The following is a 26,363-nucleotide window of genomic DNA, read 5'->3' as shown; positions in this document are numbered from 1 at the left end:
GCTACTAAAACCGGGGGATGGTCGCCCCCATCGTAAATGGCCCACAGGTTGATGATGAGTTCTGCCATCACTTCTTCGACTGATAATTGTATGCTGCGGAAGCGAAAAAACCCCGGAGTTCCAGAACCTCACGAAGGATGGAGGCAGTGCGTCCCGAGGCGCTATTCGCTTCGAACGATGATATCGCGCCATCCCGAAGTCAAACGCCCGCTACCACAAAGGACACGGCGGCAGGATGGCGCAGATCGGCTAGCCCCAGGCAGCCTGCCGACGCCTGATCCGTTGCCACCTGTCAGGGCTAGGCCGAGCACGCGCGTGGATCATTACCAGCCGGAAAGCGGCGATAAAATATAGCGGACAACAAGGTAACCTAGATCGGTAACCTGGTAGTAACCTTTACCGCTGCGCTTCGTTTCGGCAATCAGATCCAGTCTTAAAAGCTTGTTCTTGTAACTCCGCGCAAGCGCGTCGGTGTCCATTTCCTTTTGCCGACCAATCAGTGTATATCGGTCGCCTTTCAGTATGTTGCTGTGCCGGCGCTCAAATTCATCTTTATCGGGTAATTTCGTGTCTGCGCTTTCCGGGCTTAGCGGCTTTTTCGAACAGGTCGCACTATAAATCAACCAGATCAACTCGGGGTGTATCAACTCGTCGAGGATCCGAAGGATTTTCTGCGTGCGGTAATAATCCAGCTCTTCTTCAGTCATGGAGCGGGCCAGCAGGGAGCCGATAAACTTCCGCACCTCTTCGTCGGTTTCGTTAGCGGTTTGCACCAAACCTTCTTCGAGTAGGGCTCGTCCTTGCTGGCTAGCGAGATTCGCCTCAAGTACGGATTTCTCGTGCTTGAGTACGTCGATCTCATGCTGCATCTGCTGCATTTGCCGAACTACTCGGTCGAACCGCTGGTTCGGTATTGCGTTTGCCACGACTTCAGCAGCGACCGGTGCCAAGCCCGGCGCACATACGCTTGCAATCGCCCCGACAAGTCTTGTGTATGACACAAAACGGTCAGAGTTGTTCGGCTCAAGATCTTCCATAGTCGCAAATTAACGACTCAGGCATGTTGCCGGCGTGTGGTGCTTTCAGGTTGCCAGCCTGCCACAGTCTCGGTGATCCAGCCTTGGTGGTTCAGTTGTTGGTCGATCCAGCTAGTGAAGTAGTTACCGGGGCGAACGTCCATGGCTGGGTCGATATCGTTGTGCCATTGGCGTACCCACGGGAGTTGTTCGTGGATGGCGGCGAGTAATGGAATCAGGCGGGGGAGCTGCGTATTCCGAGTGATCGTGACCGATTGCGGGGGTTTGTCCGGAATAGCCGCCAACGCGCTGGAAGCCTGGAGGTTTTTCCGGCATACCTCGTCGCTTTTTGCCAAGCGGGAGACAAAGTATGCCGACACCGAGGGTTCCCATGCGAAAGATCCACGAGGTCCTGCGTCTGAAGTGGCAGGCGGGCTTGTCTCACGCCAAGATCGCCCGGGCGGTTGGGCTGTCCAAGGGCGCGGTAGCCAAATACGTCAGCCTGGCCGCGGCCCAGGGCATTGGCTGGCCGACGGGGCTGAGCGAGACCGAACTCTCGAGGCGCGGCTGTTTCCGGGCGCGCTGTCGGTGTCGGGCCGGCCTTAGCCGCGATGCACACCGAGCTTATTCGCTGGTGGCCACCGCGCCAATCCATTGCGCCGCAACATGTGACATCACCCAGCGGATCGCTAGCGTGTCGCGCGTGATCGGCTGGCGCCAAGTATCGAGGCACTTGATGCGCATTCGCCATGCGGCAGAGACCTTAGTTGTCTGACGTTGTTTAGCGACCGGCGCCTGATCGACCTGGATGTTGACCCGCTCAGGGTCCGTCAGTCCACGCGCCCGTTCGACTTCGCCCGGCCCGTCGAGCTGCATGCGGCCGCGCTCACGTTCACTGGCATGAATCCATTTGTCGAGCAGCCACGCATAGTCATCCGGGCGGTTGGCCTTCAACGCGGCCAGCCATTCGCATAATGTGGCCGCCGCGTGGGTGGCAGTTCCAGCGGCCAGGCGCGGCGGCAGCCAAACACTCGGCTGCGTTTGCTCCAAAGGATGGCGAGGCACGCTGGAGCCGGCTTTGCCTGTGGGTACCGAAGCCAAACCCTCCAAGCCCCGCTTCGAGACTCCCACCACCGCGGCTTGTCGCAGTAACTGCCCGTCCCGCAGTGACCGGTCGATGGCTTCGAGCTCATCGAAATTAATGGCGTCGCCGGTCGCCGAAGATGACGTTTCCGTGTCCACGGCGGCTGGGTTGGCCGGCAGGGGCGTTTCATCGCGCTCAATGCCGGCATCGGCGCATTTGCGTTCGATCCGGTCCCGGAGGAGCCGATTGATCTCATGGCGCCGGGCATCACCATCCGCCGTGTGCACCGCGTTATCCCGAGCCGTTGCCACCCAGCGCTGCACGCTCGCCCGGCTGGCGATGCGGTTCTCAAAGCTCCTGGTTATGTCGAGCGTATCCCGCGCCTTGAGCGCGCCGTACAAGGCGATACAGAGCGTATGCACGTAATGGCGGATCGTCGTGGTCGGGTGCGAATGGCCCAGCAGCGCCGCCACGGCACGCAGACCTTGGCCGGCGTCACCCTCGTTGCCCAGCAATCCGCTGATGCGCTTCTCGTCGATGATCAGGTCCTGAACCCAGGGCAGCTCGTCGGCTACGCCACCCAGGCACGCGGTATCGTGCAACAGCGTGAGTGCGAGGCGGCTGCCCAACGTATGCCGTAGGTGATGCGAACCGAGGCTGTTGTCCTGCGTAACCTGCTTGATCAGGCGGTTGATGGCGTCGTGGAAATTGTCCGGGTTGACCGGTCCGCTTGCATCAGGATCGATCAACCGGCCCTGGTTCGCTTGCCCCGCGTCGTTCAGCCACCCTCGGGTTTGCGGCTCGGCAAAGGCAGCGGGCAACACCCTTTCCGCCCAAGCGGTTTTCAGGCCATGATCGTCGTAAGCCTGGACACGCATCAAGTCCTGCTGCCAATCGACGCCGCGCAGGCCAACACTTTCGGAACGGCGCATACCATACGTGGCCATCAGCTCGACATGTCGGGCCGCGGCAATCCGCAAGGCCGAATTGCCGATCCCGGATTTGGCTGACGGGATGGTCGACGCCAGGGCGGTGAGTTCGTGCTGCCCCAGGATTTTCGCCGATACCGATCTCTCCGGCGGTTGCCCCAGCCGCCCGATCGTGAAGCCGGCATGATCGGCCTGTTCATCAGCCAGAAAAGCGTGAAACTGAAACCATGCACCGTGCTGGACCTTTTCGGGAAAGTGCTCGCGGCCGACCTCCGCCAGTGCGGCGAGTGTGCTGTCGTCGATCACCCCGGAGGTCCCGATCGTATGGCCGAGCACCGCGTAGGCCACGATTTTCACGCGGCTCACGTAATAGCGCTTTTCATGCGCTCCGAAGCGCGCCCCGCCCTTGCCCCGGGAGCGTTCCAGTAACCAGAGAGCGAAGTTACAAAGCAAATGCTCGGTGGCAGATGCCGGTTGATACTTGCGGATCAGGCGCTGCCACTCCGATTTGAGACGACCCTTGTGGTGCACCAGGGCGCGTAGAACCGGCGGAGCTACATCGGCCGGTAGGTCGGTGGCACCGAGGTCGAGTTCCTTGAATACCGGCAGCGCCTGCTCTTCGCCGGCTTGCGGAGTGGCGCGGGGCGCTAGGCCCGCTAGGCGGCGCAGTTCCCGGTCATCGATATCCTCACTGAATACCGCCCCGCGGGCGTAGGCCGCGATCACCGGGGCCGTCTCGCACATCAGCCACTGCACTGCGGCTTCGGTCATGGCTGCTACAGTGACTTCGAAACGCCCCGCCCCGATGGCCCGCAGATAGGTGTTCATTGCGGTCTGGACACGAGTGCGTCGGTTCTTGGGCCCGGATTCCCGGTTCTCCGGGGACAGCGGTGGTAACAGCTGGTTGCGAATGGTTTCCCGCTCGATCGTGAGATAGGCCGCCGAGAAAACGTCGAGCAACACCGTGCGCCGCATCGGTTCCCGGCTGGTCTCACTGGTTACCGGAAAGATCATCACGCGCAGCTCGCCCACCGCCAGAATGGGACTGCCCGCACGCAGGGCCTGTAGCCATGCCTCCAGCAGCGCCCAGCGGGTCAGGCCCAGCCGCCAGATGCCGATCATTACCAGGCGACCCAACTCGACACGGTTGCGGCGCAGTTGCTCGGATTCGTTCGTCGGTGCAAACCGCGAAGGTAGTTGTGCCAAGTCCCGGTGAAAGGCAGGCAATACCGATTTCTGGAGATACGCCAGCGTCCGCAAGCCAGCGGCATTCAGCAAGAACCTGTTGGCGAACAGTGGGCGCGGCCGCATAGCGAACAGCGGTATACGCCGTTTTTGGCGCACAAAGGCGCAGGCGGCTTCGGCGATTTCACGCTGGTCTTCCGTCGTGCCCTGGTATCGGCCCACCGCCTTGCGCACCAGTTCCAACGCGATTTCGCGCGGGCAGTCCCGATTCGGGTCGACAAGCCGGTCCAGCTTATCCTCGTCAGCCTCTCGCAGGATGGGCTCGACATCGATGGTCTTGGCCGGTGACGGCGCCGGTTTCGAGGCACTCTTTCCGGCGGACGCAACGGGTCGCTGCCCGGGCAGCCGCTGGGCGTCAGTATCCACGCCTGCTGGCCGAATCACCGTGAAACCGAGCTCGTGTTCCAGTGTCGCCTGCACGGTGAGCCACGCCCGGCGAAACCCACCGGTGTCCAGCGTGCTCGTGACATGCCAAGCGTGGCGCCCCCGCGCCCAGTGCCCCATTCCCGCGTCACGGAACCGCCCCGCCAGTCCGGTCGTCTCCGAGCGCACCAGTTTTCTCCCCCAGTTCGACGGCAGCGGCGTGAGCTGTTCGTCTTCCTCCTGATACTTGGGCTGAAACGGCACAGCCCCTTTGCTGACATGGATGTACTGGAGCCGGATTGCCATGCCGCCATCGGCGGTTACAACAGGATTCAGTGCGGGGGACTGCAACGATACGGCGTCTGCGAAGGCGACATACGCACGAATCTGCTCCCGTAAGCTTTCCGTGAGGGGAACCAACCGATCAGTGGATCCATCGGGGCGACGCTTGTCGGCCACCAGCGCCCAGTCGCCGGCGAGCAGGACGCTCGGCACCGGCTCCCGTGTCTTGCGTCCGGCGGTGCCCAGTCCCAACCAGTACGACAGGTACAACACGAGCAAATTGAAAACCCGGTACCACTCGCCGTTGGCCTCGGCAGTATGAAGCCGCTGCTGAATCTCGGCGAAGTAGGCTCTGAGACTGGCGGTGTCGAAGGCATGCACGGCCCCGGCATACGGCTTCGGCGCGGCCGCGCTCCTGCCGGCGGGCAGCGAGCCCACCAGCGTCTCGGCCGCTGCACGCCACCAGTGCTCGGCGCGGGCGACATCGTAACTGGCGTAGTGGATCACGTTCTGGGCGTTGGCTTCCGAACCATCGGTGATGAGTTTCTGCAAACCCAGATCACCGCGCGACTGCTCCCCGAGTGCCCGCACCAAGGCGTGGCGTACCCCCTTTTCCGTGACCTTCAAGGTAGCCGGTAAGCCATTGAGGTATGCGCGGGCGCGGGTCGCAATCGCCTGCCCCTGTTTGGCCTGGCCCGGACCGATCGCAGCAACCAAAGGTTGCCAACCCGCCGGCAAGGGCAATGTGAGGACCTGATCGATCGGCTTGCAGAACGGCGACGAGGCGGGTTTGTTGCGCAACTTCGGCTGGCCCGCGCGGATGGACAGGCGGTGATATTGCAGGCTGATCACGATCGGGTTGTCAGCGTCCGCCCTGCCCCCGCCCTCGACAATGAAAGGACGGGCGACTTCCATCAGAGCGCGCCCGGTTAGCAGGCTCAGCCCTATGGCCAGGCGCGCACAATGTGTGAGCCGATCACCGCCAGCAGTCGTGTCGGCGATCAGTGCCAGAACCGTCTGCAACGCAGACCGCGACAGGGTCGACCGATCCCAGGGAAGCTGCGCATTCTTGTACTCGATGGCGTTCTGCATTCCTTTGGCCGCGTAATAGCCGTTGATCAGGTCGTCACGGTCAGCCAAAAACAGGGAAAACGCGGGCTCGGCCTGGTCCTCCTCCTCCGGGTCGTCATCCGCGGGATCGCGGTCCGCGTCCTCGTAGGTGGCGTCGTCGGATCGTTCCAGGAAATCAACCACGGTGCCGGCATGGACCTCGTCCTCATCGGCACGGTTGTGGAGCTCGGTCAGACGCGCCCCACGGATAATCCGCGGGCGTCCAATTTGCCGACCGCCACTACCCCCTCCCGAGCGGCGGGTGACCCCGGCCCGCAGATCCAAGTGCTTACCCCAGACGGTTGTCAGCAACAACGCCATCGGCTGAGGCAGTAACGCACCAATTCGCGCGGCCTCTGTATCCAGGGCCGTCTCATCAACACCGAGTTTATCGACCGCGTATCGGTGTAACCGGCTACGCTCCTTACCACCGGACACGCGGTTCAGGCGCGCAAACAGGGTCAACGCCAAACTGCGGTCGGCATTCAGTTCGAGACCGCAAGCCGCCAGGTCACGCAGCTGTGTTTCGTTGCTCGAATCAGTGAGATGGCGCAGCGCCAGGAAGCTGTTGTACAAACGCGAACCATGGCGCTGTTTCCGAAGTTCCTGGCTGCTTGCCAACAGATAGTCCGCATACTGCTGATGAGTGGTGTGGGCCACATGAAATCGCTGTGCCTGCCACAACAGCCACGCCGCCAGCCTTGTGTAGGCGGGGGAGTCCACGCCTTTCGCCGGTTGTGTGAGCAACAGCTCACCGATAACCGAATCACCGGTCAGGGGCCGCAAGGGGGTCCAAGGGTTCCTGTAGCGAGCCAGGCTCGCCCCCGTGAGCTCTTCGTCCTCGATCACCAAGTCAGCAATAGCGTCCAGCAGACTCAGTCGACTGGCGTCGTCGGTCTGGTCCGGCAGGCTCGCCAGCTCCGGGTGGTGTCGGCGCCAATCCCTGAACTCGCGGGCCAGGGGGATAACGGCAGTTAACGTCCTGGGCGCGCGCAGCACATACAGGGCGTCTACCAGCGCACTTTTCGAACAGCCCACATGGTCGGTCAGCCGATCGAGCCGCTTGTTCACGAAGCCCTCTCGATCAGCCGGGCACTCCACGCACGGCTATACCCCGATAGCAATTGGGCATCCGGGAGTTTGCCAGCCGCGATGGCCGTTCGACGCCGGTTCGCGTCGAACAACGGGCGCATGACGTAATCGATCGCCTGACACATTTCAGCCAGCGTCCGCTGATGCGCAGTACGTTTGGCGAGGACCCGGACCCACACGGTCTGATCCGCGAGCAGTAGGCGGGCAATCAGCGCCGTGGTGTGATTGGCAAGGACACGTCGATGACCAGCCCGATCAGGTGGTGTCACCACCGGCGGCGCCCACTCCAAGGCCGACCAAACCAAAGATTCGGGCAAGCTATGCACGAATGACCGCGTTGCGGGTAGCGGATGAATAGCCAACGGACCCGACTCGGCCCATGCCATGCTTCGGGCCGAAACGCGAAAATTGCCGGGTACCAGACGTCGGGTCCAGCGCTTCGCCGCGGGGAGAGCCGGGTTGAGATCTAGATCCGCGAGCAGACGTGATGCTACTTGGACAGATAGGCCGCAAAGAAGGAAGGCGCGTTTCTGAGGACCACGGCGCTTGCGGTATGGTTCGCCGCAGAGCAGATCGTGCAACTGGGCGACCTCGATGCGCCTGCCACTCCGGCACCTGAGATGCGGCGCGAGCTCAAAGCGAAGACTGTTTGGTAGGTTTTGCAGCATCTAGCTGCTGCCCGACGGTCAACCTATCGTAGACTTTCACCGCCTCAATAGGAACGTGTCAAGCGGGGTAGATCGGGTTAACTAGATCACGATCGAAAAAGGCCTTGTCGGTTTTTTTGCTTTTACTAAGAGCATTTACGCCGACTTAAACCAACTGCCGCCAATTACTGCTTACTACCCAGTTCGGCTTATGAGCGACGAGCCGCCAGACTGCTCCACCCCGCAACCGGTGAACGTGGATTATAAACATCGGCCCGGCTCCGCGCAACCGCTAACGAAAAATAAACAGAGAAATAATGGGTTAGGACCCGATCCGCCAATACCCTGTGAGCGAATCAGGCGATGCCTCGCCAGTCCGGGAATGTCCTCAATGACGTTCGGTGCCCTCGTGGAAATGGCCACCACACGCCGCCAGACGCCGCAGACGCAATGAAGGGCGATAGCGGTCGTCGCCATGAGCGGCCTGGAGATGATGCAGTACCCGCAGGACGAACGCCGGGCCGAGCCAATCCGCCCAGGCCAGCGGGCCGATCGGGTAATTCACGCCGAACTGCATGGCGTTGTCGACCCCCCGGGCATCGGCAATGCCTTCATGAACGGCGTTGGCACCTTCGTTGGCCAGCATCGCGGCGGTACGCAGAACCACCAGACCCGGCGCATCATCCAGCCAGCTCACCGCCAGACCCGCGGCCTGGAATACGGCGGCGGCGGCGGCACGGGAAATATCGGCGGTGGTATCCGCGGCCGCCAGCGCGATGCGGCTGGCACTGCCGTAATCCAGGGCCAGATCAAACACGACCAGATTGTCCAGTCCCTCGGTCACCGCTCGTTCGGTAGCCAGTCGGCCATCGGACAGCAGCAGGGTTGCCCCGGCCACCTCGACGGCTTCGCCATCACCGTCGATCAGCGCAATCGTGACGCCGGCGGTTCGCAGCCGCTCGGCCAGGGGCGCGAGCAGCCCCTGCTCGCCGCCACTGGTAGTGATTGTCACCGATTCAGGCGCGGGGCGCGGATCCGCCGACTGCGGGAACGGGGTCCCGGCGTTCTCGCCATAGTCGTAGAAGCCAAGGCCGCTCTTGCGGCCCAGCCGGCCGGCGTCGACCAGTTCCCGCTGCACCAGCGACGGCCGGTACCGGGCATCGCCATGGAAGGCATGAAACACGGTCGCAGTGACCCTGGCGTTCACGTCCTGACCGATCAGGTCCATCAGCTGGCAGGGTCCCATGCGAAAGCCACCGCATTCGCGCATCAACGCGTCAAGCGTGGCCACGTCGGCGGCCTGCTGCTCGAGCAGATTGAGCGTTTCGGCATAGAACGGCCGGGCCACGCGGTTGACGATGAAACCCGGCGTGTTGCGAACGTGCACCGGCACCTTGCCCCAGGCTTCCGCGGTGGCGAATACAGTGTCGGCCACCGCCGGATCCGTGGCCAGGCCGGAAACGATTTCGACCAGCTTCAGCACCGGCGCCGGATTGAAGAAATGCATGCCGACCAGGTTCTGCGGGCGCGCCAGGCCGGCGGCGATCGCCGTCACTGACAGCGAGGAAGTGTTGGTGGCCAGAACCGTGTCCGCGCCGCACAGCCCTTCAAGCTCCCCGAAAACCTGCTGCTTGACCGACACGTCCTCGACGATGGCCTCGATCACCAGGCTCGCGTCGCCCAGATCGGCCAACGAGGCCGCCGGCTGCAGCCGGTTCAGGATGGCATCGCGCGCCGCGGCGTCTAGCTTGCCCTTGGCCACCCGGCCATCGAGCTGGGCCGCCACACCGTCAATACCGCGAGCCACGGCACCGTCCACCGCATCGAACAGGCGCACCGGGTGGCCCGCCTGAGCCGCCACATGGGCAATGCCCGCCCCCATCGTCCCGGCGCCAATCACCGCCACCGGTCGATCCGTTGCCAACGCCTTGCTCACCGTCTTACCTCATGCAATGGGAAACTCGACGCATTTTCAATCATCGCCCCCGAAAGACCGGTTTGCGCTTTTCCAGGAAGGCCGCAATCCCCTCGTTGCGATCCTCGGAGGCGGACAGCAACGCCAGGCACTGGCGCTCGAAGTCGAGGCCCGCGCTCAGGGGCGTTTCGAATGCCTGATTCAGCGCCTTCTTGGCCGCCGCCAGCGCCAGTGGCGCATTGCCGGCGATATCCGCCGCGACTTCCAGCGCCCGCGGCAATGCCTGATCGGCCGGCACCGTTTCGGCCACCAGCCCGCGGCGCTCGGCGGTGGCCGCGTCCACCCGCATGCCGGAGAGCACCATCTGCATGGCGAATGCCTTGCCCACGGCGCGGATCAAGCGCTGGGTGCCGCCCCCGCCCGGCAGGATACCGAGCTTGATTTCGGGCTGGCCGAACACGGCATCGTCACCCGCAATCAACAGGTCACAGGCCAGGGCCAGCTCACAGCCGCCGCCCAGGCAATAGCCGTTTACCGCCCCGATCAGGGGCTTTTCGAAATCGGCGATGCGCTGCCACTGGGCCGGCCGCCCGCTTTGCCAGACCCCGATCGCCCCGAGACCAGCCATTTCGCGGATATCCGCGCCGGCCGCAAAGGCCTTGCTGTCACCGGATATCACCACAGCGCCCACGGTCTCGTCGGCGGCCGCGACGGCCAGGGCGTCCGCGATCTCCGTCAGCGTCTGCGTACGCAGTGCGTTACGCACCTCGGGCCGGTTTATGCGGATATGGCAGACACGTTCGGCCGGCCGGGTGACGTCGATGTCGTCGTATGTCATGTCGATCACGGGCGTTGTGGGTCAGACACGTTCGATCACCAGGGCAATGCCCTGGCCGACGCCGATGCACATGGTGCACAAGCCGTAGCGGCCCCCGCCGGTTTCCAGATAATTCAGCGCAGTGGTCGCCAGACGGACGCCCGAGGCGCCGAGCGGATGCCCGATGGCGATGGCGCCGCCGTTGGGATTCACGTGCTCGGCGTCATCGGCGACGCCCAGGTCCCGCAACACCGCCAGTGCCTGCGCCGAAAACGCCTCGTTGAGTTCGATCACATCCATGTCGTCGATCGACAGTCCGGCCAGGGCAAGTGCCTTGCGCGACGCCGGCGCCGGCCCCATGCCCATGATGCGCGGTTCCACCCCGGCAACGGCGGCGGACACGATACGGGCTCTCGGCGTCAGGCCGTACGCATCGACCGCCGTACGGCTGGCAATGAGCGCAGCACCGGCACCATCGTTGATACCGGAGGCATTGCCAGCGGTCACGCTGCCATCAGGCCGCACGATGGGTCGGAGCTTCGCCAGCGCGTCGATATCGGCGTCGGGACGGGGATGTTCATCGCGTTCGAAGCGCAGCGGATCGGCTTTCCGGCGGGGCACATCGACCGGCACGATTTCCCGGGCGAAAAACCCCGCTGCATCCGCTATCGCCCAGCGCTGCTGGCTGCGGACGGCGAACGCATCCTGATCCGCGCGACTGACCTGAAAATCGTCAGCCACGTTCTCGGCAGTTTCCGGCATCGAGTCGATCCCGTACTGCGCCTTGAGCGTCGGATTGACGAAGCGCCAGCCGATCGTGGTGTCGTATAGCTCGGCGTTGCGGGAATAGGCGGTCTCGGCCTTGGGCATGACCATCGGCGCCCGTGTCATGCTTTCCACACCGCCGGCAATCACCAGCTGCATCTCCCCGCACTTGATTGCGCGGGCAGCGGTCGCGATGGTGTCGAGGCTGGACCCGCACAAACGATTCACCGTGCTCCCGGGCACGTCGATCGGCAGCCCCGCCAGCAACGCCGCCATGCGGGCCACATTACGGTTGTCCTCGCCCGCCTGGTTGGCGGACCCGTACAGAACATCGTCCAGCCGGGACCAGTCAATGCCCGGATGACGCGCCATCAGCGCCCGGATCGGTATCGCCGCCAGATCATCCGTCCGAATCGTGGCCAGCGAGCCGCCGAAGCGGCCGAAGGCGGTCCGCACGGCGTCACAGATAAAGGCTTCGTTCATGAGACCTCGTCAGGTTGTATGGCTCAGGCGAGCTGACGTTTGTCGATCACCCGCTTCGCCTTGCCCAGCGATCGCTCGATTGACCCGCAAGCGGCGATTTCGATTTCCGCGCTGGTCCCGATATAACTCTTGATATTGTGCTTGAGTTGCCCGGCCGAGGTTGCCGCAGCGTCATCGGAGAGCGGCATCCCCTCTCGCGGTTCCACCAGCACCTTGATGCGATCCATCTTGTCCTGACGCGATACCTCGATCACGTAGTGAGGCGACAACTCCGCCTGCTTGCAGATCAGCTCCTCGACCTGGGAAGGAAAGACATTGATGCCCCGGATGATCAGCATGTCGTCCGATCGACCGGTGATTTTCTGGATACGGCGCATCGACCGGGCCGTCGGCGGCAGCAGCCGCGTCAGATCCCGCGTGCGATAGCGGATCACCGGGAATGCTTCCTTGCTCAGGGACGTGAAGACCAGCTCCCCTTCCTCGCCGTCGGGCAACACCGCGCCCGTGACCGGGTCGATTATCTCTGGATAGAAATGATCTTCCCAGATCACGGGGCCGTCCTTGGTCTGGACGCATTCGCTGGCGACACCCGGCCCCATCACTTCCGACAGACCATAGATATCCACCGCATCGATCCCGCAGGCGGCCTCGATTTCGTGCCGCATCGCGTTGGTCCAGGGCTCTGCGCCGAAGATGCCGATCTGCAGCGAACTCTCCTTGGGATCCATGCCCTGGCGATGGAACTCGTCGATCAGGTTCAGCATGTAGGAGGGTGTCACCATGATCACGCGGGGCTGGAAGTCCCGGATCAACTGAACCTGCTTTTCGGTCTGCCCGCCGGACATCGGCACCACGGTGCAGCCAAGCCGCTCGGCGCCGTAGTGGGCACCCAGCCCACCGGTGAACAGGCCGTAACCATAGGCGATGTGAACGATGTCGCCGGGCTTCCCGCCCGCGGCGCGAATCGAGCGGGCAACCAGGTTTGACCAGGTATCGATGTCGTTCGCGGTATAACCCACCACCGTGGGCTTGCCGGTGGTGCCACTGGAGGCATGAATGCGTACCACCTGTTCGCGCGGCACGGCGAACAGACCGAACGGGTAGGCATCCCGCAAATCCTGCTTGGTGAGAAACGGAAAACGGGCAAGATCTGACAAATTTCGGACATCGTCCGGCCGGACGCCCGCCTCGTCGAACGCTTTCCGATAATGCGGTACGTTGTGATAAGCACGCTGCAGCGTCGCCTTGAGTCGCTCGAGCTGCAGTGCCGACAACTCGTCACGACTTGCCGTTTCGATCGATTCCGGACGCCCGTGATCGGTGGTCATTGTTGTCTCTCCTCCTGGCCCGTTTGCCGGCATGCCGGCGGCGGGCTGCTTATTCGATCGTGCTCCCGCTGATACGACGGGACTTGCCGCGAAACAGTGCGATGGTTTCCTCGTTCTGGTTGCTAACCCGCACGTCGTAGATTCCGCTTCGGCCCATGGCGGCCTGCTCCACTGCCTCGGCGGTGAGCACATCGCCGACCCGGGCCGGATGCAGGAACTCGATACCGCAGCCGGCCGCCACGGTCCTTTCGTTGAAACGGTTGCAGGCGAACGCGAATGCCGAGTCCGCCAGCGAAAAGATCACGCCGCCATGGCATGTCCCCACCGCCTGGGTCATGTCGGCCCGCACTGTCATGCTCACGCATACACGAGCCGCGCAAACCTCCCGGATCGACATGCCGAATGCCTGGCTGGCGGCGTCCCGCGCATACATGGCGGCTACCACGCGGGCGGCGAGTCCGTCGCGATCCGGGTCAGTTGCCATGGAAGTCGGGCTTTCTTTTCTCGACGAAGGCCGCGACCCCTTCACGATAGTCGTGACTGCGACCCAGCTCGCGCATGGTGTCGCGCTCGAGATCCAGCTGGGCATCGAGCGTGTTATCGGCGCTGCGGTAGATCAGCCGCTTGGTTTCCGCCAGCCCGCGGGTGGGTGCCGCGGCCAGATGACTCACCAGACGTTCGACCTCCTCGATGAACGCGTCATCCGGGATCGATTTCCAGATCAGACCCCAATCAGCGGCCTGGTCGGCGGACAGGACGTCGCCCAGCATCGCCAGGCCCATCGCCCGGGCCGTGCCGACCAGGCGCGGGAGAAAATAGCTGCCGCCGGTATCCGGAATCAGCCCGAGCTTGCAGAACGGCTCCATGAACTTGGCCGACGCCGTGGCGACCACCAGATCACAGGCCAGTGCCAGATTGGCGCCGGCGCCGGCGGCCGTACCGTTGACCGCGCAGACCACCGGCATCGGCAGGGAACGAATACGGCGCACCAGCGGCGCGTAGTATTTCTCCACCGAGGCGCCGAGATCCGGTGGCGCCTCGCCCGGTGCCACGTGCCTGTCGCCGAGATCCTGGCCGGCACAGAATCCGCGACCGGCCCCCGTCAACAACAGAACCCGGAGGTTCTCGTCGGACGCGACCGTCGACAGCGCCGACGCCAGTGCCTCGTGCAGCTCGACATTGAAACTGTTGAGCTTCTCGGGCCGGTTCAGCGTGATTCGCGCAACCGGTCCGTCGATATCCAGAAGCACCACATCGGACGTCATTGTTGTCTCCCCCGGCGGTGAGTGAATCAGGCCGCCGTCGCGACCATCGTGAGAACGTCGTACTGGGCCACCGACTCGTTATCCTGATTGGTTACGACCGTATCCCAGCGCACCTCGCCATAGCCCGCACCCTCGCGGAGATTCTTCTCCTTGCAGGTGAGTGTGACGCTGAGTTCATCACCCGGGTAGGCAGGCGTCATGAAGCGTAGATTGTCGACGCCGTAGTTGGCGAGAACCGGGCCCGGCTCGGGCGCCACGAACAGACCGGCGGCCAGCGACACGATGTAGTACCCGTGCGCCACACGGCCGTCGAAGAAGGGATTGGCCTTCGCCGCTTCCTCGTCCATGTGGGCGTAGAAGGTGTCGCCGGTGAACTCGGCAAAATGCTCGATATCCTCGATCGTAATCGCCCTGGGCCCCGCCTTGACCGTATCCCCGATCCGCAGGCTGTCGAAGTCCTTCCGGAACGGATGCTCGCCCTCGCGGCGCGACGCGCCGGGCATCCATCGCCCGGTAATTGCGGACAGCATGTCCGGTGATCCCTGTAATGCGGTGCGCTGCATGTAATGGAAAACGCCGCGCACGCCGCCCAGCTCTTCGCCGCCGCCGGCCCGTCCGGGGCCGCCATGAACCAGCGTCGGCATCGGGGATCCGTGCCCGGTCGACTCCTTCGCGCAGGTTCGATCCACTACCAGCAGGCGGCCATGGTGCGAAGCCGATCCCATCACGACCTCGCGGGCAAACTCCGGATCGGCGGTAAAGACCGAGCCCACCAGACTGCCCTGCCCGAGCCTGGCCAGATTCGCCGCATCCGCCGCGGACTTATACGGCATCACGGTGGACACCGGCCCGAAGGCTTCCACGTCGTGAACCGGGCTGCCGGCGACCGGCGAGGCGCAATGCAGAATCAGCGGGGACATGAATGCACCGGCATCGCCATCCGCGCCACGGGGATCGCATTCATCCGGATTGCCGTAAACCAGCTCCGCGGTATCCAGCAGATCCCTGACGCGGTCCCGGACTTCCTGCCGCTGATCCAGACTGGACAGGGCGCCCAGTGTTACACCCTCGTCGCCGGGGTGCCCCAGAACGACTTTCTCCTCAATGCGCTTGCTCAGGGCATCAATGACCGGCGCAACCAGCGACTCGGGCACCATGAGCCGGCGAATCGCCGTGCACTTCTGGCCGGCCTTGACCGTCATCTCGCGCACGACTTCCTTGATGTACAGATCGAATTCCGGCGTGCCCGGCACCGCGTCCGGACCCAGGATGCTGCAGTTCAGGGAGTCCGCCTCCATCGAAAAGCGCGTGGCGTTGTTGACGATCGCCGGGTGACAACGCAATTTCCGGCCGGTCTCGGCGGAGCCGGTGAACGTCACCACGTCCTGCCCGGTGACGTGATCGAGCAAATCGCCGACACCGCCACAGATGAGCTGCACCGCGCCGGCCGGGAGCAGTTCCGACTCGATCATGCGGCGGAACATCAGTTCCGTCAGATAGGCAGTCTGACTCGCCGGCTTGATGATGGCGGGCATGCCGGCGAGAAGATTCGCCGCCAGTTTTTCCAGCATTCCCCAGCAGGGAAAATTGAACGCGTTGATGTGAACCGCGACGCCCTCGAGCGGCACCCAAACGTGTTGCCCGATGAAGCTACCCCCGCGGGACAGCGGTTCCATGTCGCCATCGATGACGGCGTGCCCGTTCGGCAGTTCGCGGCGTCCCTTGCCACTGTAGGCGAACAGCGTGCCGATGCCGCCATCGATATCGACCATCGAGTCCGTCCGCGTGGCGCCGGTTTCGGTGGATAACGCGTAGAACTCGTCCTTGTGCTGACTCAGATGCTTGGCCAACTCCTTGAGCATGATGGCCCGCTGATGGAAGGTTCGAGCCCGTAGATTCGGGCCACCGGTATCCCTGGCATACGCCAGCATCCCGGCGTAATCCAGGCCGCCCCGGGCGATCTCCGCAACCGATTCGCCCGTGACCGCACTCCGCAGCGTCGTGCTCTCGCCCCCGCCGAACTGCCACTGCCCCTGTACGTAACTGTGTAGCTTCATTCTCAGGTCTCTTGATCGAAATCCAGAACCACGCGATCGCTGACCGGATAACTCTGGCAGGCCAGCACGAATCCGCGCTCTATCTCGTAATCCTCCAGGGCGAAGACGGCATTCATGTCCACCTCGCCTGCAACCACCTTGCAGCGACAGCTGGAACAGACGCCCGCCTTGCAGGAGTAAGGCAGCTCTACCGACTGCCCGAGTGCGGCGTCGATCAGATTCTGACGGCCTCGTTCAACGGCGAGCACTCGCGTGCGGCCGTCGAGAATCACCTCGACCCGGCTCTCGCCCTCGACCGGGCGCTCGCTGACCGCCTCGCTGCGCGCCTGCCGGCGAGCGGCGTCCTGCGCGCTGGTGGCGAACAGCTCCATCTTGATGTCCGCCTTGGGCACACCATGGGCCTGCAGGCCTTCGCTGACATCGTTCATCATGTCGAGGGGGCCGCAGACAAAGGCGACGTCGATATCCGCCGGATCGAGCCAGAGCCCCATCAGCGCATCGACGCGCTCCCGGTCGATGCGGCCATTGAACAGGTCGATTTCCAGCTGCTCGCGACTGAGAATGAAGACCAGCCGGAAGCGCTCGATGTAGCGATCCTTGAGGTCTTCCAGTTCTTCCTTGAACAGCACGGAACTGGCCGACCGGTTGCCGTAGAAGAGCGTGAAGCGACTCCCGGGCTCGGTCATCAACGTCGTCTTGATGATGGAAAGAATCGGCGTAATGCCGCTGCCGGCAACGAAGGCAACGTAGTGCTTCGCGTTGGGCGCCGCGAGATCGACACGGAACCGGCCGGATGGCGGCATCACGTCCAGCCCCATCCCCGGCGCCAACTCGTCATTCGCCCAGTTGGAGAACAGGCCGTCCTGCACCCGCTTGATCGCAACTCGCAGCGTTTGGTCCTGGACGGCTGAGCATATCGAGTAGCTCCGACGGATTTCCTCGCCATCGAACGCCCGGCGGAGGGTCAGATGCTGTCCCTGCAGGTACTGGAATTCGTCCTGCAGGGAAGCCGGCACATCGAATGTCACGACTACCGCATCACGTGTCTGGCGCTCGACCGAGCCAACCTGCAGGCGTCGGAACTGGTGCATCAGTGTTCCTTGAAGTAGTCGAACGGTTCCAGGCACGCCTGACACCGATAGAGCGCCTTGCAGGGCGTCGAGCCGAACTGACTGACAGGCTCGGTGGCCGTGGCACCACAATGCGGACAGGCAATGGCCCGGTGGCGCCGGTTCATGATCCGGCTGATATCGACAACCTGCGCCGCGCTACAGGCCGGCGGTGCAATGCCGTAATCCCGGAGCCTTTCGCGGCCGCGCTCGCTCAGCCAGTCGGTGGTCCAGGCCGGCGACAGGCGCGTTTCCAGACGAAAGTTCTCGACGCCGAGATCGCGGATTGCATCGCCGATGCTGTCCTCGATTACCCGGATCGCCGGGCATCCCGAGTAGGTCGGCGTGATCACCACGGTCAGTTCGTCATCATCCCAGGCAACGGCTCGAACAATCCCCAGATCCACGACCGAGATCACCGGAATCTCGGGATCGGTAACCGCGTCGAGTCGGGACCAGATGTCTGCCTCCGTGGGCCGCTGCTGCCTGGTTGTCGCCATGACCGTCACCACTCGGCGTTCGGATGCGCCCGGCGCAGCCCCTGCATCTCGGCAAGCAGGTAGCTCAGGTGTTCGCTGTGGTGACCGGCCCTGACGCCTGCCCGGGACGGCGGCTTGTCGGGTACCGTCAGGGTCGCTTCCGCCATGACTTCGCCAACGTGGCGGGACCAGGGTTCCCGCAGGGTCGACAGTGCTGGCGCGATATCGGCATCCACCAGCGCTGTGTCACCCGGCGCGGCCTCGAACAATTCGCCGACATGCGCCCACTGGCGCTCGAGTGCGGCCTGCATCCTCTCGTGGCTTTCCGGCGTGCCGTCGCCGAGCCGAACCACCCAGTCGCAACTGCGCTCGACGTGATAGCGCACTTCCTTGATCGACTTGGCAGCGATGCCGGCAACCGTTTCATCCGACGATTCGATCAACTGCGCCAGCAGCAGGTAATGCCAGACATCGAAGTAGAACTGCCGGGCCATGGTGTCGCCGAAATGCCCATTGGGCTGCTCGACCAGTACCAGATTGCGAAACTCGTGGGCGTCGCGGAAATAGGCAAGGCTGTCCGGGTCTCGCCCCCTGCCTTCCAGTTCTCCGGCGTGGGCCAGCCAGTTCTGCGCCTGCCCGATCAGGTCCAGTGCCACGTTGGTGATAGCGATATCCTCCTCCAGCGACGGACCGTGACCGCACAGCGCAGAAAGGCGTTGCCCCAGGATCAGGCAGCTGTCACCGACACGGAGGACGAAATCGAGGGTTGCGTCGCGGACCGTCATCGCCATGCTCAGATGTTCTTGACCTCATCCGGCATCGGATAGAAGGTCGGATGCCGGTACACCTTGGAGCGTGCGGGATCGTAGAGGACGTCCTTGTCGCCAGGGCTCGACGCGGCGATATCGGCCGCGCGCACCGCCCAGATGCTCACGCCTTCGTTGCGACGCGTGTACACATCGCGCGCATTCTGGATCGCCATCTCGGCGTCCACGGCATGCAGGCTGCCAACGTGCTTGTGCGCCAGACCGTGCTGGCTGCGCACGAAGATTTCCCAGAGCGGCCACTCCTTCATCGTGTGTTCCTCACGCCGCAGTGGCCGATCGGGGCGCTCGGTCAAACGCCGTGGATACTGACGCCTGGCGCGCCTGCCGCTTCTCCGCATAGGCCACCGCGGCGTCACGCACCCACTCGCCGCCATTGTGTGCCGACCGCCGGGCCTCGAGTCGCTCGCGATTGCAGGGGCCGTTGCCTTTCAGCACCGTCCAGAATTCATCCCAGTCCGGTTCACCGTAGTCGTAGTGCCCTCGGTCGGGATTCCACTTCAGATCCGGATCGGGAATCTCCAGACTCAGGTAGCCGGCCTGCTCGGCGGCTTCATCAATGAACTTCTGACGCAGTTCATCGTTGGAGAACAGCTTGATGCGCCACTGCATGGACTGCGCGCTGTTTACCGATTCCTCGTCCCGGGGGCCATGCATCATCACCGACGGCCACCACCATCGATTCAGCGCATCCTGGGCCATCGCCTTCTGCGCCTCGGTGCCCCGGCTCAGCACCATCATGATGTCGAAGCCCTGGCGCTGGTGGAAACTTTCCTCCTTGCACACGCGAACCATGGCCCGCGCATAGGGACCATAGGAACAACGGCAGATCGGCACCTGGTTGATGATCGCCGCCCCGTCGACCAGCCAGCCGATAGCGCCAATATCGGCCCAGGTCAGGGTGGGATAGTTGAAGATGCTGGAGTATTTGGCCTTGCCGGACAGCAGATCGGCAATCATGTCTTCCCGCGACGCCCCGAGGGTCTCCGCCGCGCTGTAGAGATAGAGCCCGTGCCCGGCCTCGTCCTGCACCTTGGCCAGCAAGATCAGCTTGCGGCGCAGCGACGGCGCCCGGGTGATCCAGTTGCCCTCCGGCAGCTGACCGATGATCTCGGAGTGCGCGTGCTGGGAAATCTGGCGAATCAGCGTCTTGCGATACCCCTCCGGCATCCAGTCCTTCGGCTCGATGCGGATGTCCTGATCGACCCGGTCCTGGAAGGTCCGCTCATCAGCGGACAACTCGTCACGAGCCCGGAGCCGGTTCACACCGGTATCAACGTTCTGCGCATACATGTGGCATACCTCCGGAGCGGTTCCGCGTTGCATCCGGGAGATGACGTTCCGGACGCGTGCTGCAACATCGACATTATGATACCGTTTTTACGTTGTCAATCTTATTTTCGTGTCATTTTTAATACGTTGTTCTCGCTCGCTTTTCCCGCGTGCTAATCGTAAAGTCTGCCGGGACGCCCGACGCCTGTCCGACAACCCGCATTCGCCATGAACCAGTCGCTACAACGGCATATCGACGAACTCGTGCACCATGCCAGGCCGCGCGCGAAATCCCTGATCGTGTCGCTGCTGGGGGATGTGATCGAGCCCCGCGGCGGTTCGTTCTGGGTGGGGACGCTCATCGACCTGATGGCGCCGTTCAACATCAACGAACGCTCCGTCAGAACGAGCCTGCAACGGCTGGGGCAGGACGGTTGGCTGGATGCCCAGCGGCATGGCCGCCGCAGCCGGTACCATCTGACCCGGGCGGGTCGGGCACGGATTCTTCAGGCTCGACGTCGGTTCTATGAACCCCCGCTCGACCAGTGGCATGGACAATGGTTGGTCGCCTTCGCGCCACCCGGCTCCCTGCAGGCCTGGCAACGATCACGGCTGCGGCAACTCCTCGACTGGGAGGGCTACAGCATGATCGCATCGGGGTTGTTCGTTCACCCGCTGGGTTCGAGGCAGACGATGGCGGAAATTCTCTCGGAACTGGGGCTCGAGCAGCAGGTCTTCGTGTTCGTGTCCGAGTCGCTCGACTCCCCGACGCTTCGCACGCTCCGGGACGGCATCAGCGATTTCTGGGATCTGGAGGACGCGGAAACCCGCTACCTGGATTTTGAGCACCGGTTCGCGAACTGGCTGCCCATCCTTGAAACCGATCCCGGCGACGTTGAACCGGCGCAGTATTTCCAGACCCGGTTACTGGCGATCCACCTGTTCCGGCGGGCGTCACTCCATGCGCCGCGCCTGCCTTCGTCACTGTTCCCGGCCGACTGGGCCGGACTGAGAGCCTACGAGACCTGCCGTTTTCTCTATCAGCATGTCTGGGCAGGCGCCGATGCGTACATCGAAGCTGTAAGGGCGGAATCCGGGGAACCCGTGGCCGAACTGGATCAGGCGTTTTTCGAACGATTCGGAGGGTTAAACGACCGGGGCCGCGTGGGCTCGCGGATCAGAGCCAGGGAATAACGGGCGGAAATCCGTTCGAGCGGGGATCCGGTCATCCCAACTGCTGTCAGCGAATCGCCTCGAAGGCACGAAGCACGTCACTGCGGGTAATGCGGCCAACCAGGCGATTTTCGTCCATCACGGGGAGTGACTTGATCGAGGTGTTACGGAAGATGCGGGCCACCTGGAGGATGGAGGCGTCGGATTCCACCGTCATGGCTTCCGGGGTCATCAACTCCCCGACCTTGCCGCCCCAGTCCTCGTGGTAACTGGCATCCATGGCCACTTGCAGGCAGTCCTTTTCCGACAGATAACCAACGATGTTGCCCAGCTTGTCCAGGACCGGTGCGCCGGTGATCTGGTTTTCCAGCAGCAGGTGAATGGCGCGCAGCACATCCATGTCGGGACTGAACGTCACCAGCGGCGCCGACATGTAGTCACGCACCGTTACCGAGTGCAGCATCAGCGAGGTGCTCCGCGCTCGCCGGCCTCGCAGCTGCTCTGGCAGGGGCAGTCGCCTTTAGTATTCAGACCACCGCAGCTGCCCTTGATCTCGCGGCCGGACACCATGACGCCGACGGCCATGGCCGAGACCGCCAGCATCATCACCGTGAATACCACCAGAAATGTCGTCATTGCTTGACCTCCGTCAGGCGATCGAATGCCTTGGTCGTGACTGAAGTATACGCACCCTCCTCACCCCGGATAAACAGCGCCGCTAGCTCGCGTTCCCGGGCGAATGCCAGCCCCGCCTCGGGGCCCATCACCAGCAGCGCGGTCGCCAGGCCGTCAGCCATCTCCGTGCTGTCGTGCAGCACCGTCACCGAACGCAGATCGTGGGTGACCGGCCGTCCGGTGGTCGGATCGATGGTGTGCGAGAAACGCTGGCCGTCCAGCTCGAAGAAATCCCGATAATCACCGGAGGTCGAGATGCCCTGCCCGTCCAGCGGCACCACCCGGGAGATGTCCCGCCGGCCGGCCACCGGGGCTTCCACCCCCACCTGCCAGGCGCGTCCGTCCGGATTGCGCCCCTGCCCGTACAGCTCGCCACCCAGTTCCACCAGGAATCGGTCCAGGCCGCGGTCGGCCAGCAGATCGCGCAACGCATCCACGCTGTAGCCCTGGGCGATGCCGGAAAGCTCGAGCTGCAGATCGGCAGCCGACTTGCGCAGGCCTGGGGGCGTCGGCCGAACGTCGACACGCCCGGACCCGGTACGGGCCAGCACCTGTTCGATCACGGCCGCATCCGGTACCGATGCCGGCGTCTCGGCGCCCGGCCCGAAACCCCATAGCGCCAGAACCGGTTTGAGGGTCACATCGAAACGCCCGTCAGTGCTATCACCCAGCGCCAGCGATCGCTGGACGAGCCCGGCCAGCATGGACGAGACCTCGACCCATTCATCGGAGGTGGCCCGATTGAATCGGCTGATGTCGGCGTCCTGCCGCCAAGTCGACAGTGCCGCATCGATCTCGTCCAGGGTCTGCCGGATCGCCTGATCGATTTCATTGCGGGAAACGGCCGCCGGCGGGTCAACCACGGTCACGGTGTAGGTGGTGCCCTGGGCCGGGCCGGTTAGACGCCAGACCGTCGGTCCCGGCTCGGCGCAGCCGGCGGCCAATAGCCCGGCAACGGCCAGACAGAACACCTGCCTGGCCAGGCGCATGTGCATGATCAGCCGCCGAAGTCGTCGAGCAGGATATTCTCGGGCTCGACGCCCAGATCCTCCAGCAGATTCACCACCGAGGCGTTCATCATCGGCGGACCGCACAGATAGTACTCGCAGTCCTCCGGCGCCGGATGGTCCTTGAGATAGCGCTCGTAGAGCACGTCGTGGATGAAACCGGTATCCCCGGTCCAGTTGTCTTCTTCCTTGGCGTCGGACAAAGCCACGTGCCATTCGAAGTTGTCGTTCTCCTCGGCCAGCTGGTCGAAGTCCTCGACGTAGAACATCTCCCGCCGGGAACGGGCGCCGTACCAGAAGGTCATCTTGCGGTCGGTCTTGATACGGCGCAGCTGGTCGAAGATATGCGAGCGCATCGGCGCCATCCCCGCGCCGCCGCCCACGAACACCATTTCGGCGTCAGTGTCCTTGGCGAAGAATTCCCCGAACGGGCCGGCGATGGTGACCTCGTCACCCTCCTTGAGATTGAAGATGTAGCTGCTCATCAACCCCGGCGGCACGTCCGGGTTGCCCGGCGGCGGCGTGGCAACACGCACGTTCAGCATGATGATGCCGCGTTCTTCCGGGTAGTTGGCCATCGAATAGGCGCGGGTGACGGTTTCACGGTTCACCGCCTTGTACCGCCAGAGGTCGTGCTTGTCCCAGTCCTCGTGGAATTCCGGCTGGATGTCGAAATCCTTGAAATCGATCTGATAGGGCGGCGCCTGGATCTGGATGTAGCCGCCGGCGCGGAAGTCCACATGCTCACCTTCCGGCAGTTCCAGCACCAGCTCCTTGATGAAGGTCGCCACGTTCTGGTTGGAACGCACTCGACAGGTCCACTGCTTGACGCCGAAGACCTCCTCCGGAACCTGGATTTTCATGTCCTGCTTGACCGTGACCTGGCAGGACAGGCGATCGCCCTCGCGGGCCTCGCGCTTGCTGATGTGCTCTTCCTCGGTGGGCAGGATCGAGCCGCCGCCGTCGTGGATCTTCACCCGGCACTGGGCGCAGGTGCCGCCACCGCCGCAGGCCGACGAGACATACAGCTTGGAATCGGCCAGTGCGCCCAGCAGCTTGCTGCCGACCGGCGCCTGGATGGTCTTTTCGCCATTGATCTCGATGTCCACGTTGCCGCTGGCCACCAACCGCGAGCGGGCGCCGAGAATCACCATCACCAGCATCACCACCACGCCGGTGAAAACGCCGACCCCGAGAGCAATCTGTGCTAGTTCACTCATAGAAACAATCCGTTGACCGCAAAGGGCGCAAAGGACGCAAAGCCCGGAACACGATTGGCAGGAGATTCACTGCCTTTTTCGTGCTCTTTGCGTCCTTTGCGGTTCAAGAGTCCTAGAGCTGGATGCCGGAAAACGCCATGAAGCCCAGCGACATCAGACCCACCGTGATGAACGTGATGCCCAGCCCCTGCAGCCCGTCGGGCACATCCGAGTACTTGAGCTTTTCACGCACGCCGGCCAGCGCGGCAATCGCCAGCGCCCAGCCGATGCCGCTGCCCAGGCCATAGGTCACCGACTCCGCGAAGTTGTAATCGCGCTCGACCATGAACAGGGAGCCACCGAGAATGGCGCAGTTCACCGTGATAAGCGGCAGGAAAATGCCCAGCGCGCCGTACAGCGCCGGCATGAAGCGGTCCAGAAACATCTCGAGAATCTGCACCATCGCCGCAATCACGCCGATGTAGCTGATCAGCCCGAGAAAGGACAGGTCCACGTTGGGCAGCCCCGCCCAGGCCAGCGCCCCTTCCCGAAGCAGGAACTGATAGATCAGGTTGTTGACCGGAACCGTGAGCCCCTGCACCACGATGACGGCCACACCCAAGCCGATGGCGGTGGAAATCTTCTTGGACAGTGCCAGGAAGGTGCACATGCCCAGGAAGAACGCCAGCGCGAGGTTCTCGACGAATACGGCCTTCGCCAGCAGACTGAGATAGGTTTCCATGGCCGGTTATCCCTAAACGACTTCGGTGCGATGCACCTGGTGGATCTGGTAATCGGCATGCTCCACCTGGTCGGTCTTCCAGCTGCGCAGCGCCCAGATGAAGAATCCGATGATGAAGAACGCGCTGGGCGGCAGCAGCATCAGACCGAGCGGCTCGTACCAGCCACCCTGGCTGACCAGCGGCAGAATCTGGTAGCCCAGCAGCGAACCGGAGCCGAACAGCTCGCGAATGCTGCCGACCACGATCAGAATCAGGCTGTAGCCCAGCCCGTTGCCGATGCCGTCGAGAAACGACATGCCCGGTGGCTCCTTCATGGCGAAGGCTTCGGCACGGCCCATGACGATGCAGTTGGTGATGATCAGGCCCACGAACACCGACAGCTGCTTGGCCAGATCGTAGGCGAAGGCCTTCATTACCTGATCGACCACGATCACCAGCGACGCGATGATGGTCATCTGCACGATGATGCGGATCGACGAGGGAATCTGATTGCGGATCATGCTGATCGCGGCGTTGGAACAGGCCAGCACCGAAGTCAGCGCCAGGCACATCAGCAGTGACGTGGCCAACTGGGTAGTAACCGCCAGCGCCGAGCAGATACCCAGGATCTGCAGCGCAATCGGATTGTTGTTGAACAACGGGTCGGTGACGACCTTGACTGCCTGATTGGACATTGTTGCCTAACCCTTACCGATCTGACCGTCGGTGATGTTGCGAAGAAACGGCTTGAAACCGCGCGGCCCGAACCAGTACTCAATGGTGCCGCTGACCCCGCGGCTGGTGAGCGTGGCACCGGAAAGGCCATCCACCTTGTGTTCGGCGTCGGGGGTATCGCTGCCGACATTGCCCTTGATCACGCGCAGCTGAACTTCGCCGTTCTCGTCGTAGATTTTCTTGCCTTCCCAGACTTGCTGCCACTTGGGGTTGGTGATCTCCGCACCCAGCCCCGGCGTTTCGCCCTGTTCGAAATAATTGATGCCCTTGACCGTCTCGCCGTCCGGCGCGAGCGCAATGAAGCCGTACATCTGCGACCACAGCCCGTAGCCGTGTATCGGCAGAACCAGCGTCTCGATCTCGCCCTGATCGTCGCGCACCAGATACACCTCGGCGTGATTCGCGCGACGCTTGATGCCGGCCGGATCGTCACTCGGCGGGATCTTGGTACTGGTGGACGGATCCTTGGCGGCCTCGCGCTGATCGAAATTGGTGGCCTCCAGATCGGGGACGTACTCGCCGGTTTCCAGATTCACCACGCGTGCCTCAATGCGTTCCTCGAATACCGCGTTGACGTCCACGCCGGGGCCGCCGAGCTCGGCCACCGCCAGAATGTTCTGGCGCCGATCGGCCTTGGCGTTCTGGGTCTGCAGCGGCTTGAGGTAGACCGCGGCCGCCGATACCAGCACCGAACACACCAGGCACACGCCCACCGCCACCGTCACCACGTACGCCACGCCGTTGCGGTTCATGTTGAACAGGCCTGCCAT

The 26,363-nt window shown here is 63.3% G+C and carries 23 protein-coding genes; 1 reads left to right on the top strand and 22 read right to left on the bottom strand.

Annotated features, from left to right (window positions below; genetic code table 11):
* Positions 1-323: 323 nt before the first annotated feature.
* The 15 genes from RM531_RS05320 to paaA form a co-directional block, all read right to left on the bottom strand.
* Positions 324-1,037 carry a hypothetical protein gene (locus RM531_RS05320; RefSeq protein ID WP_311657820.1) on the bottom strand — a complete coding sequence of 238 codons (714 nt, stop codon included), beginning with the start codon at positions 1,035-1,037 and terminating at the stop codon, positions 324-326.
* A gap of 17 nt (positions 1,038-1,054) precedes the next feature.
* Positions 1,055-1,396, bottom strand: a complete 342-nt coding sequence (locus RM531_RS05315; protein ID WP_311657832.1) for a DUF7008 domain-containing protein — start codon at positions 1,394-1,396, stop codon at positions 1,055-1,057.
* 244 nt (positions 1,397-1,640) lie between these two features.
* Positions 1,641-7,100: a site-specific integrase gene (locus tag RM531_RS05305; RefSeq protein WP_311657819.1), complete on the bottom strand. Its 5,460-nt coding sequence runs from the start codon at positions 7,098-7,100 to the stop codon at positions 1,641-1,643.
* Positions 7,101-8,156: 1,056 nt separating this feature from the next.
* Positions 8,157-9,692, bottom strand: a complete 1,536-nt coding sequence (paaH, locus tag RM531_RS05300; RefSeq protein ID WP_311657817.1) for a 3-hydroxyacyl-CoA dehydrogenase PaaH — start codon at positions 9,690-9,692, stop codon at positions 8,157-8,159.
* 52 nt (positions 9,693-9,744) lie between these two features.
* Positions 9,745-10,521 carry an enoyl-CoA hydratase-related protein gene (locus tag RM531_RS05295; RefSeq protein ID WP_311657816.1) on the bottom strand — a complete coding sequence of 259 codons (777 nt, stop codon included), beginning with the start codon at positions 10,519-10,521 and terminating at the stop codon, positions 9,745-9,747.
* Between the two features lie 21 nt (positions 10,522-10,542).
* Entirely contained in the window at positions 10,543-11,748 is a 1,206-nt protein-coding gene (gene pcaF, locus RM531_RS05290) for a 3-oxoadipyl-CoA thiolase (RefSeq protein ID WP_311657814.1), read from the bottom strand.
* A 23-nt stretch (positions 11,749-11,771) separates the two neighbouring features.
* Complete coding sequence (gene paaK / locus RM531_RS05285) at positions 11,772-13,076, bottom strand: phenylacetate--CoA ligase PaaK (RefSeq protein ID WP_311657812.1); 1,305 nt, start codon at positions 13,074-13,076, stop codon at positions 11,772-11,774.
* A 49-nt stretch (positions 13,077-13,125) separates the two neighbouring features.
* The gene (gene paaI, locus RM531_RS05280; protein ID WP_311657811.1) at positions 13,126-13,560 is read right to left on the bottom strand and encodes a hydroxyphenylacetyl-CoA thioesterase PaaI; all 435 of its coding nucleotides are present in this window, start codon (positions 13,558-13,560) and stop codon (positions 13,126-13,128) included.
* On the bottom strand, positions 13,550-14,341 hold the full coding sequence (gene paaG, locus RM531_RS05275) for a 2-(1,2-epoxy-1,2-dihydrophenyl)acetyl-CoA isomerase PaaG (protein ID WP_311657809.1): 792 nt from the start codon (positions 14,339-14,341) through the stop codon (positions 13,550-13,552). Before paaG ends, paaI begins: the two co-directional genes overlap by 11 nt.
* Before the next feature lie 26 nt (positions 14,342-14,367).
* Positions 14,368-16,398 carry a phenylacetic acid degradation bifunctional protein PaaZ gene (paaZ, locus tag RM531_RS05270; protein WP_311657808.1) on the bottom strand — a complete coding sequence of 677 codons (2,031 nt, stop codon included), beginning with the start codon at positions 16,396-16,398 and terminating at the stop codon, positions 14,368-14,370.
* Between the two features lie 2 nt (positions 16,399-16,400).
* Entirely contained in the window at positions 16,401-17,489 is a 1,089-nt protein-coding gene (gene paaE, locus RM531_RS05265) for a 1,2-phenylacetyl-CoA epoxidase subunit PaaE (RefSeq protein WP_311657807.1), read from the bottom strand.
* Positions 17,489-18,007 (bottom strand): 1,2-phenylacetyl-CoA epoxidase subunit PaaD, encoded by a 519-nt coding sequence (gene paaD / locus RM531_RS05260; RefSeq protein ID WP_311657805.1) that lies wholly within the window; start codon positions 18,005-18,007, stop codon positions 17,489-17,491. The genes paaE and paaD overlap by 1 nt, the downstream gene beginning before the upstream one ends.
* Before the next feature lie 5 nt (positions 18,008-18,012).
* Positions 18,013-18,771, bottom strand: coding sequence for a 1,2-phenylacetyl-CoA epoxidase subunit PaaC (gene paaC, locus RM531_RS05255; RefSeq protein ID WP_349255397.1), 759 nt, complete (start codon positions 18,769-18,771; stop codon positions 18,013-18,015).
* A gap of 8 nt (positions 18,772-18,779) precedes the next feature.
* Positions 18,780-19,061, bottom strand: a complete 282-nt coding sequence (gene paaB / locus RM531_RS05250; RefSeq protein ID WP_311657801.1) for a 1,2-phenylacetyl-CoA epoxidase subunit PaaB — start codon at positions 19,059-19,061, stop codon at positions 18,780-18,782.
* Positions 19,062-19,071: 10 nt separating this feature from the next.
* Positions 19,072-20,103: a 1,2-phenylacetyl-CoA epoxidase subunit PaaA gene (gene paaA / locus RM531_RS05245; RefSeq protein WP_311657799.1), complete on the bottom strand. Its 1,032-nt coding sequence runs from the start codon at positions 20,101-20,103 to the stop codon at positions 19,072-19,074.
* A gap of 207 nt (positions 20,104-20,310) precedes the next feature.
* Between paaA and RM531_RS05240 the strand changes: the two genes are divergently transcribed.
* On the top strand, positions 20,311-21,276 hold the full coding sequence (locus RM531_RS05240; RefSeq protein WP_311657797.1) for a PaaX family transcriptional regulator: 966 nt from the start codon (positions 20,311-20,313) through the stop codon (positions 21,274-21,276).
* A gap of 46 nt (positions 21,277-21,322) precedes the next feature.
* Here RM531_RS05240 and RM531_RS05235 read toward each other — a convergent pair whose 3' ends face one another.
* The 7 genes from RM531_RS05235 to RM531_RS05205 all read right to left on the bottom strand — a co-directional run bounded on the left by RM531_RS05235 (position 21,323) and on the right by RM531_RS05205 (position 26,363).
* Positions 21,323-21,718 carry a CBS domain-containing protein gene (locus RM531_RS05235; protein ID WP_311657795.1) on the bottom strand — a complete coding sequence of 132 codons (396 nt, stop codon included), beginning with the start codon at positions 21,716-21,718 and terminating at the stop codon, positions 21,323-21,325.
* Positions 21,718-21,891, bottom strand: a complete 174-nt coding sequence (nqrM, locus tag RM531_RS05230; protein WP_311657793.1) for a (Na+)-NQR maturation NqrM — start codon at positions 21,889-21,891, stop codon at positions 21,718-21,720. The genes RM531_RS05235 and nqrM overlap by 1 nt, the downstream gene beginning before the upstream one ends.
* Positions 21,888-22,925 carry an FAD:protein FMN transferase gene (locus RM531_RS05225; protein WP_311657792.1) on the bottom strand — a complete coding sequence of 346 codons (1,038 nt, stop codon included), beginning with the start codon at positions 22,923-22,925 and terminating at the stop codon, positions 21,888-21,890. The genes nqrM and RM531_RS05225 overlap by 4 nt, the downstream gene beginning before the upstream one ends.
* A gap of 2 nt (positions 22,926-22,927) precedes the next feature.
* Positions 22,928-24,157 (bottom strand): NADH:ubiquinone reductase (Na(+)-transporting) subunit F, encoded by a 1,230-nt coding sequence (gene nqrF, locus RM531_RS05220; protein ID WP_311657791.1) that lies wholly within the window; start codon positions 24,155-24,157, stop codon positions 22,928-22,930.
* Between the two features lie 112 nt (positions 24,158-24,269).
* Positions 24,270-24,878, bottom strand: coding sequence for an NADH:ubiquinone reductase (Na(+)-transporting) subunit E (gene nqrE, locus RM531_RS05215; protein ID WP_311657790.1), 609 nt, complete (start codon positions 24,876-24,878; stop codon positions 24,270-24,272).
* Positions 24,879-24,890: 12 nt separating this feature from the next.
* The gene (locus RM531_RS05210; RefSeq protein ID WP_311657789.1) at positions 24,891-25,553 is read right to left on the bottom strand and encodes an NADH:ubiquinone reductase (Na(+)-transporting) subunit D; all 663 of its coding nucleotides are present in this window, start codon (positions 25,551-25,553) and stop codon (positions 24,891-24,893) included.
* Between the two features lie 6 nt (positions 25,554-25,559).
* A complete protein-coding gene (locus RM531_RS05205) occupies positions 25,560-26,363 on the bottom strand; it encodes a Na(+)-translocating NADH-quinone reductase subunit C (protein WP_311657788.1) in 804 nt (267 codons plus the stop codon).

Source organism: Spectribacter acetivorans (assembly GCF_031846305.1).
Taxonomy (GTDB): Bacteria; Pseudomonadota; Gammaproteobacteria; order Nevskiales; family Salinisphaeraceae; genus Spectribacter; species Spectribacter acetivorans.
Note: the sequence above shows the minus strand (reverse complement) of the source record. Positions and strands in the feature narration are given on the sequence as shown.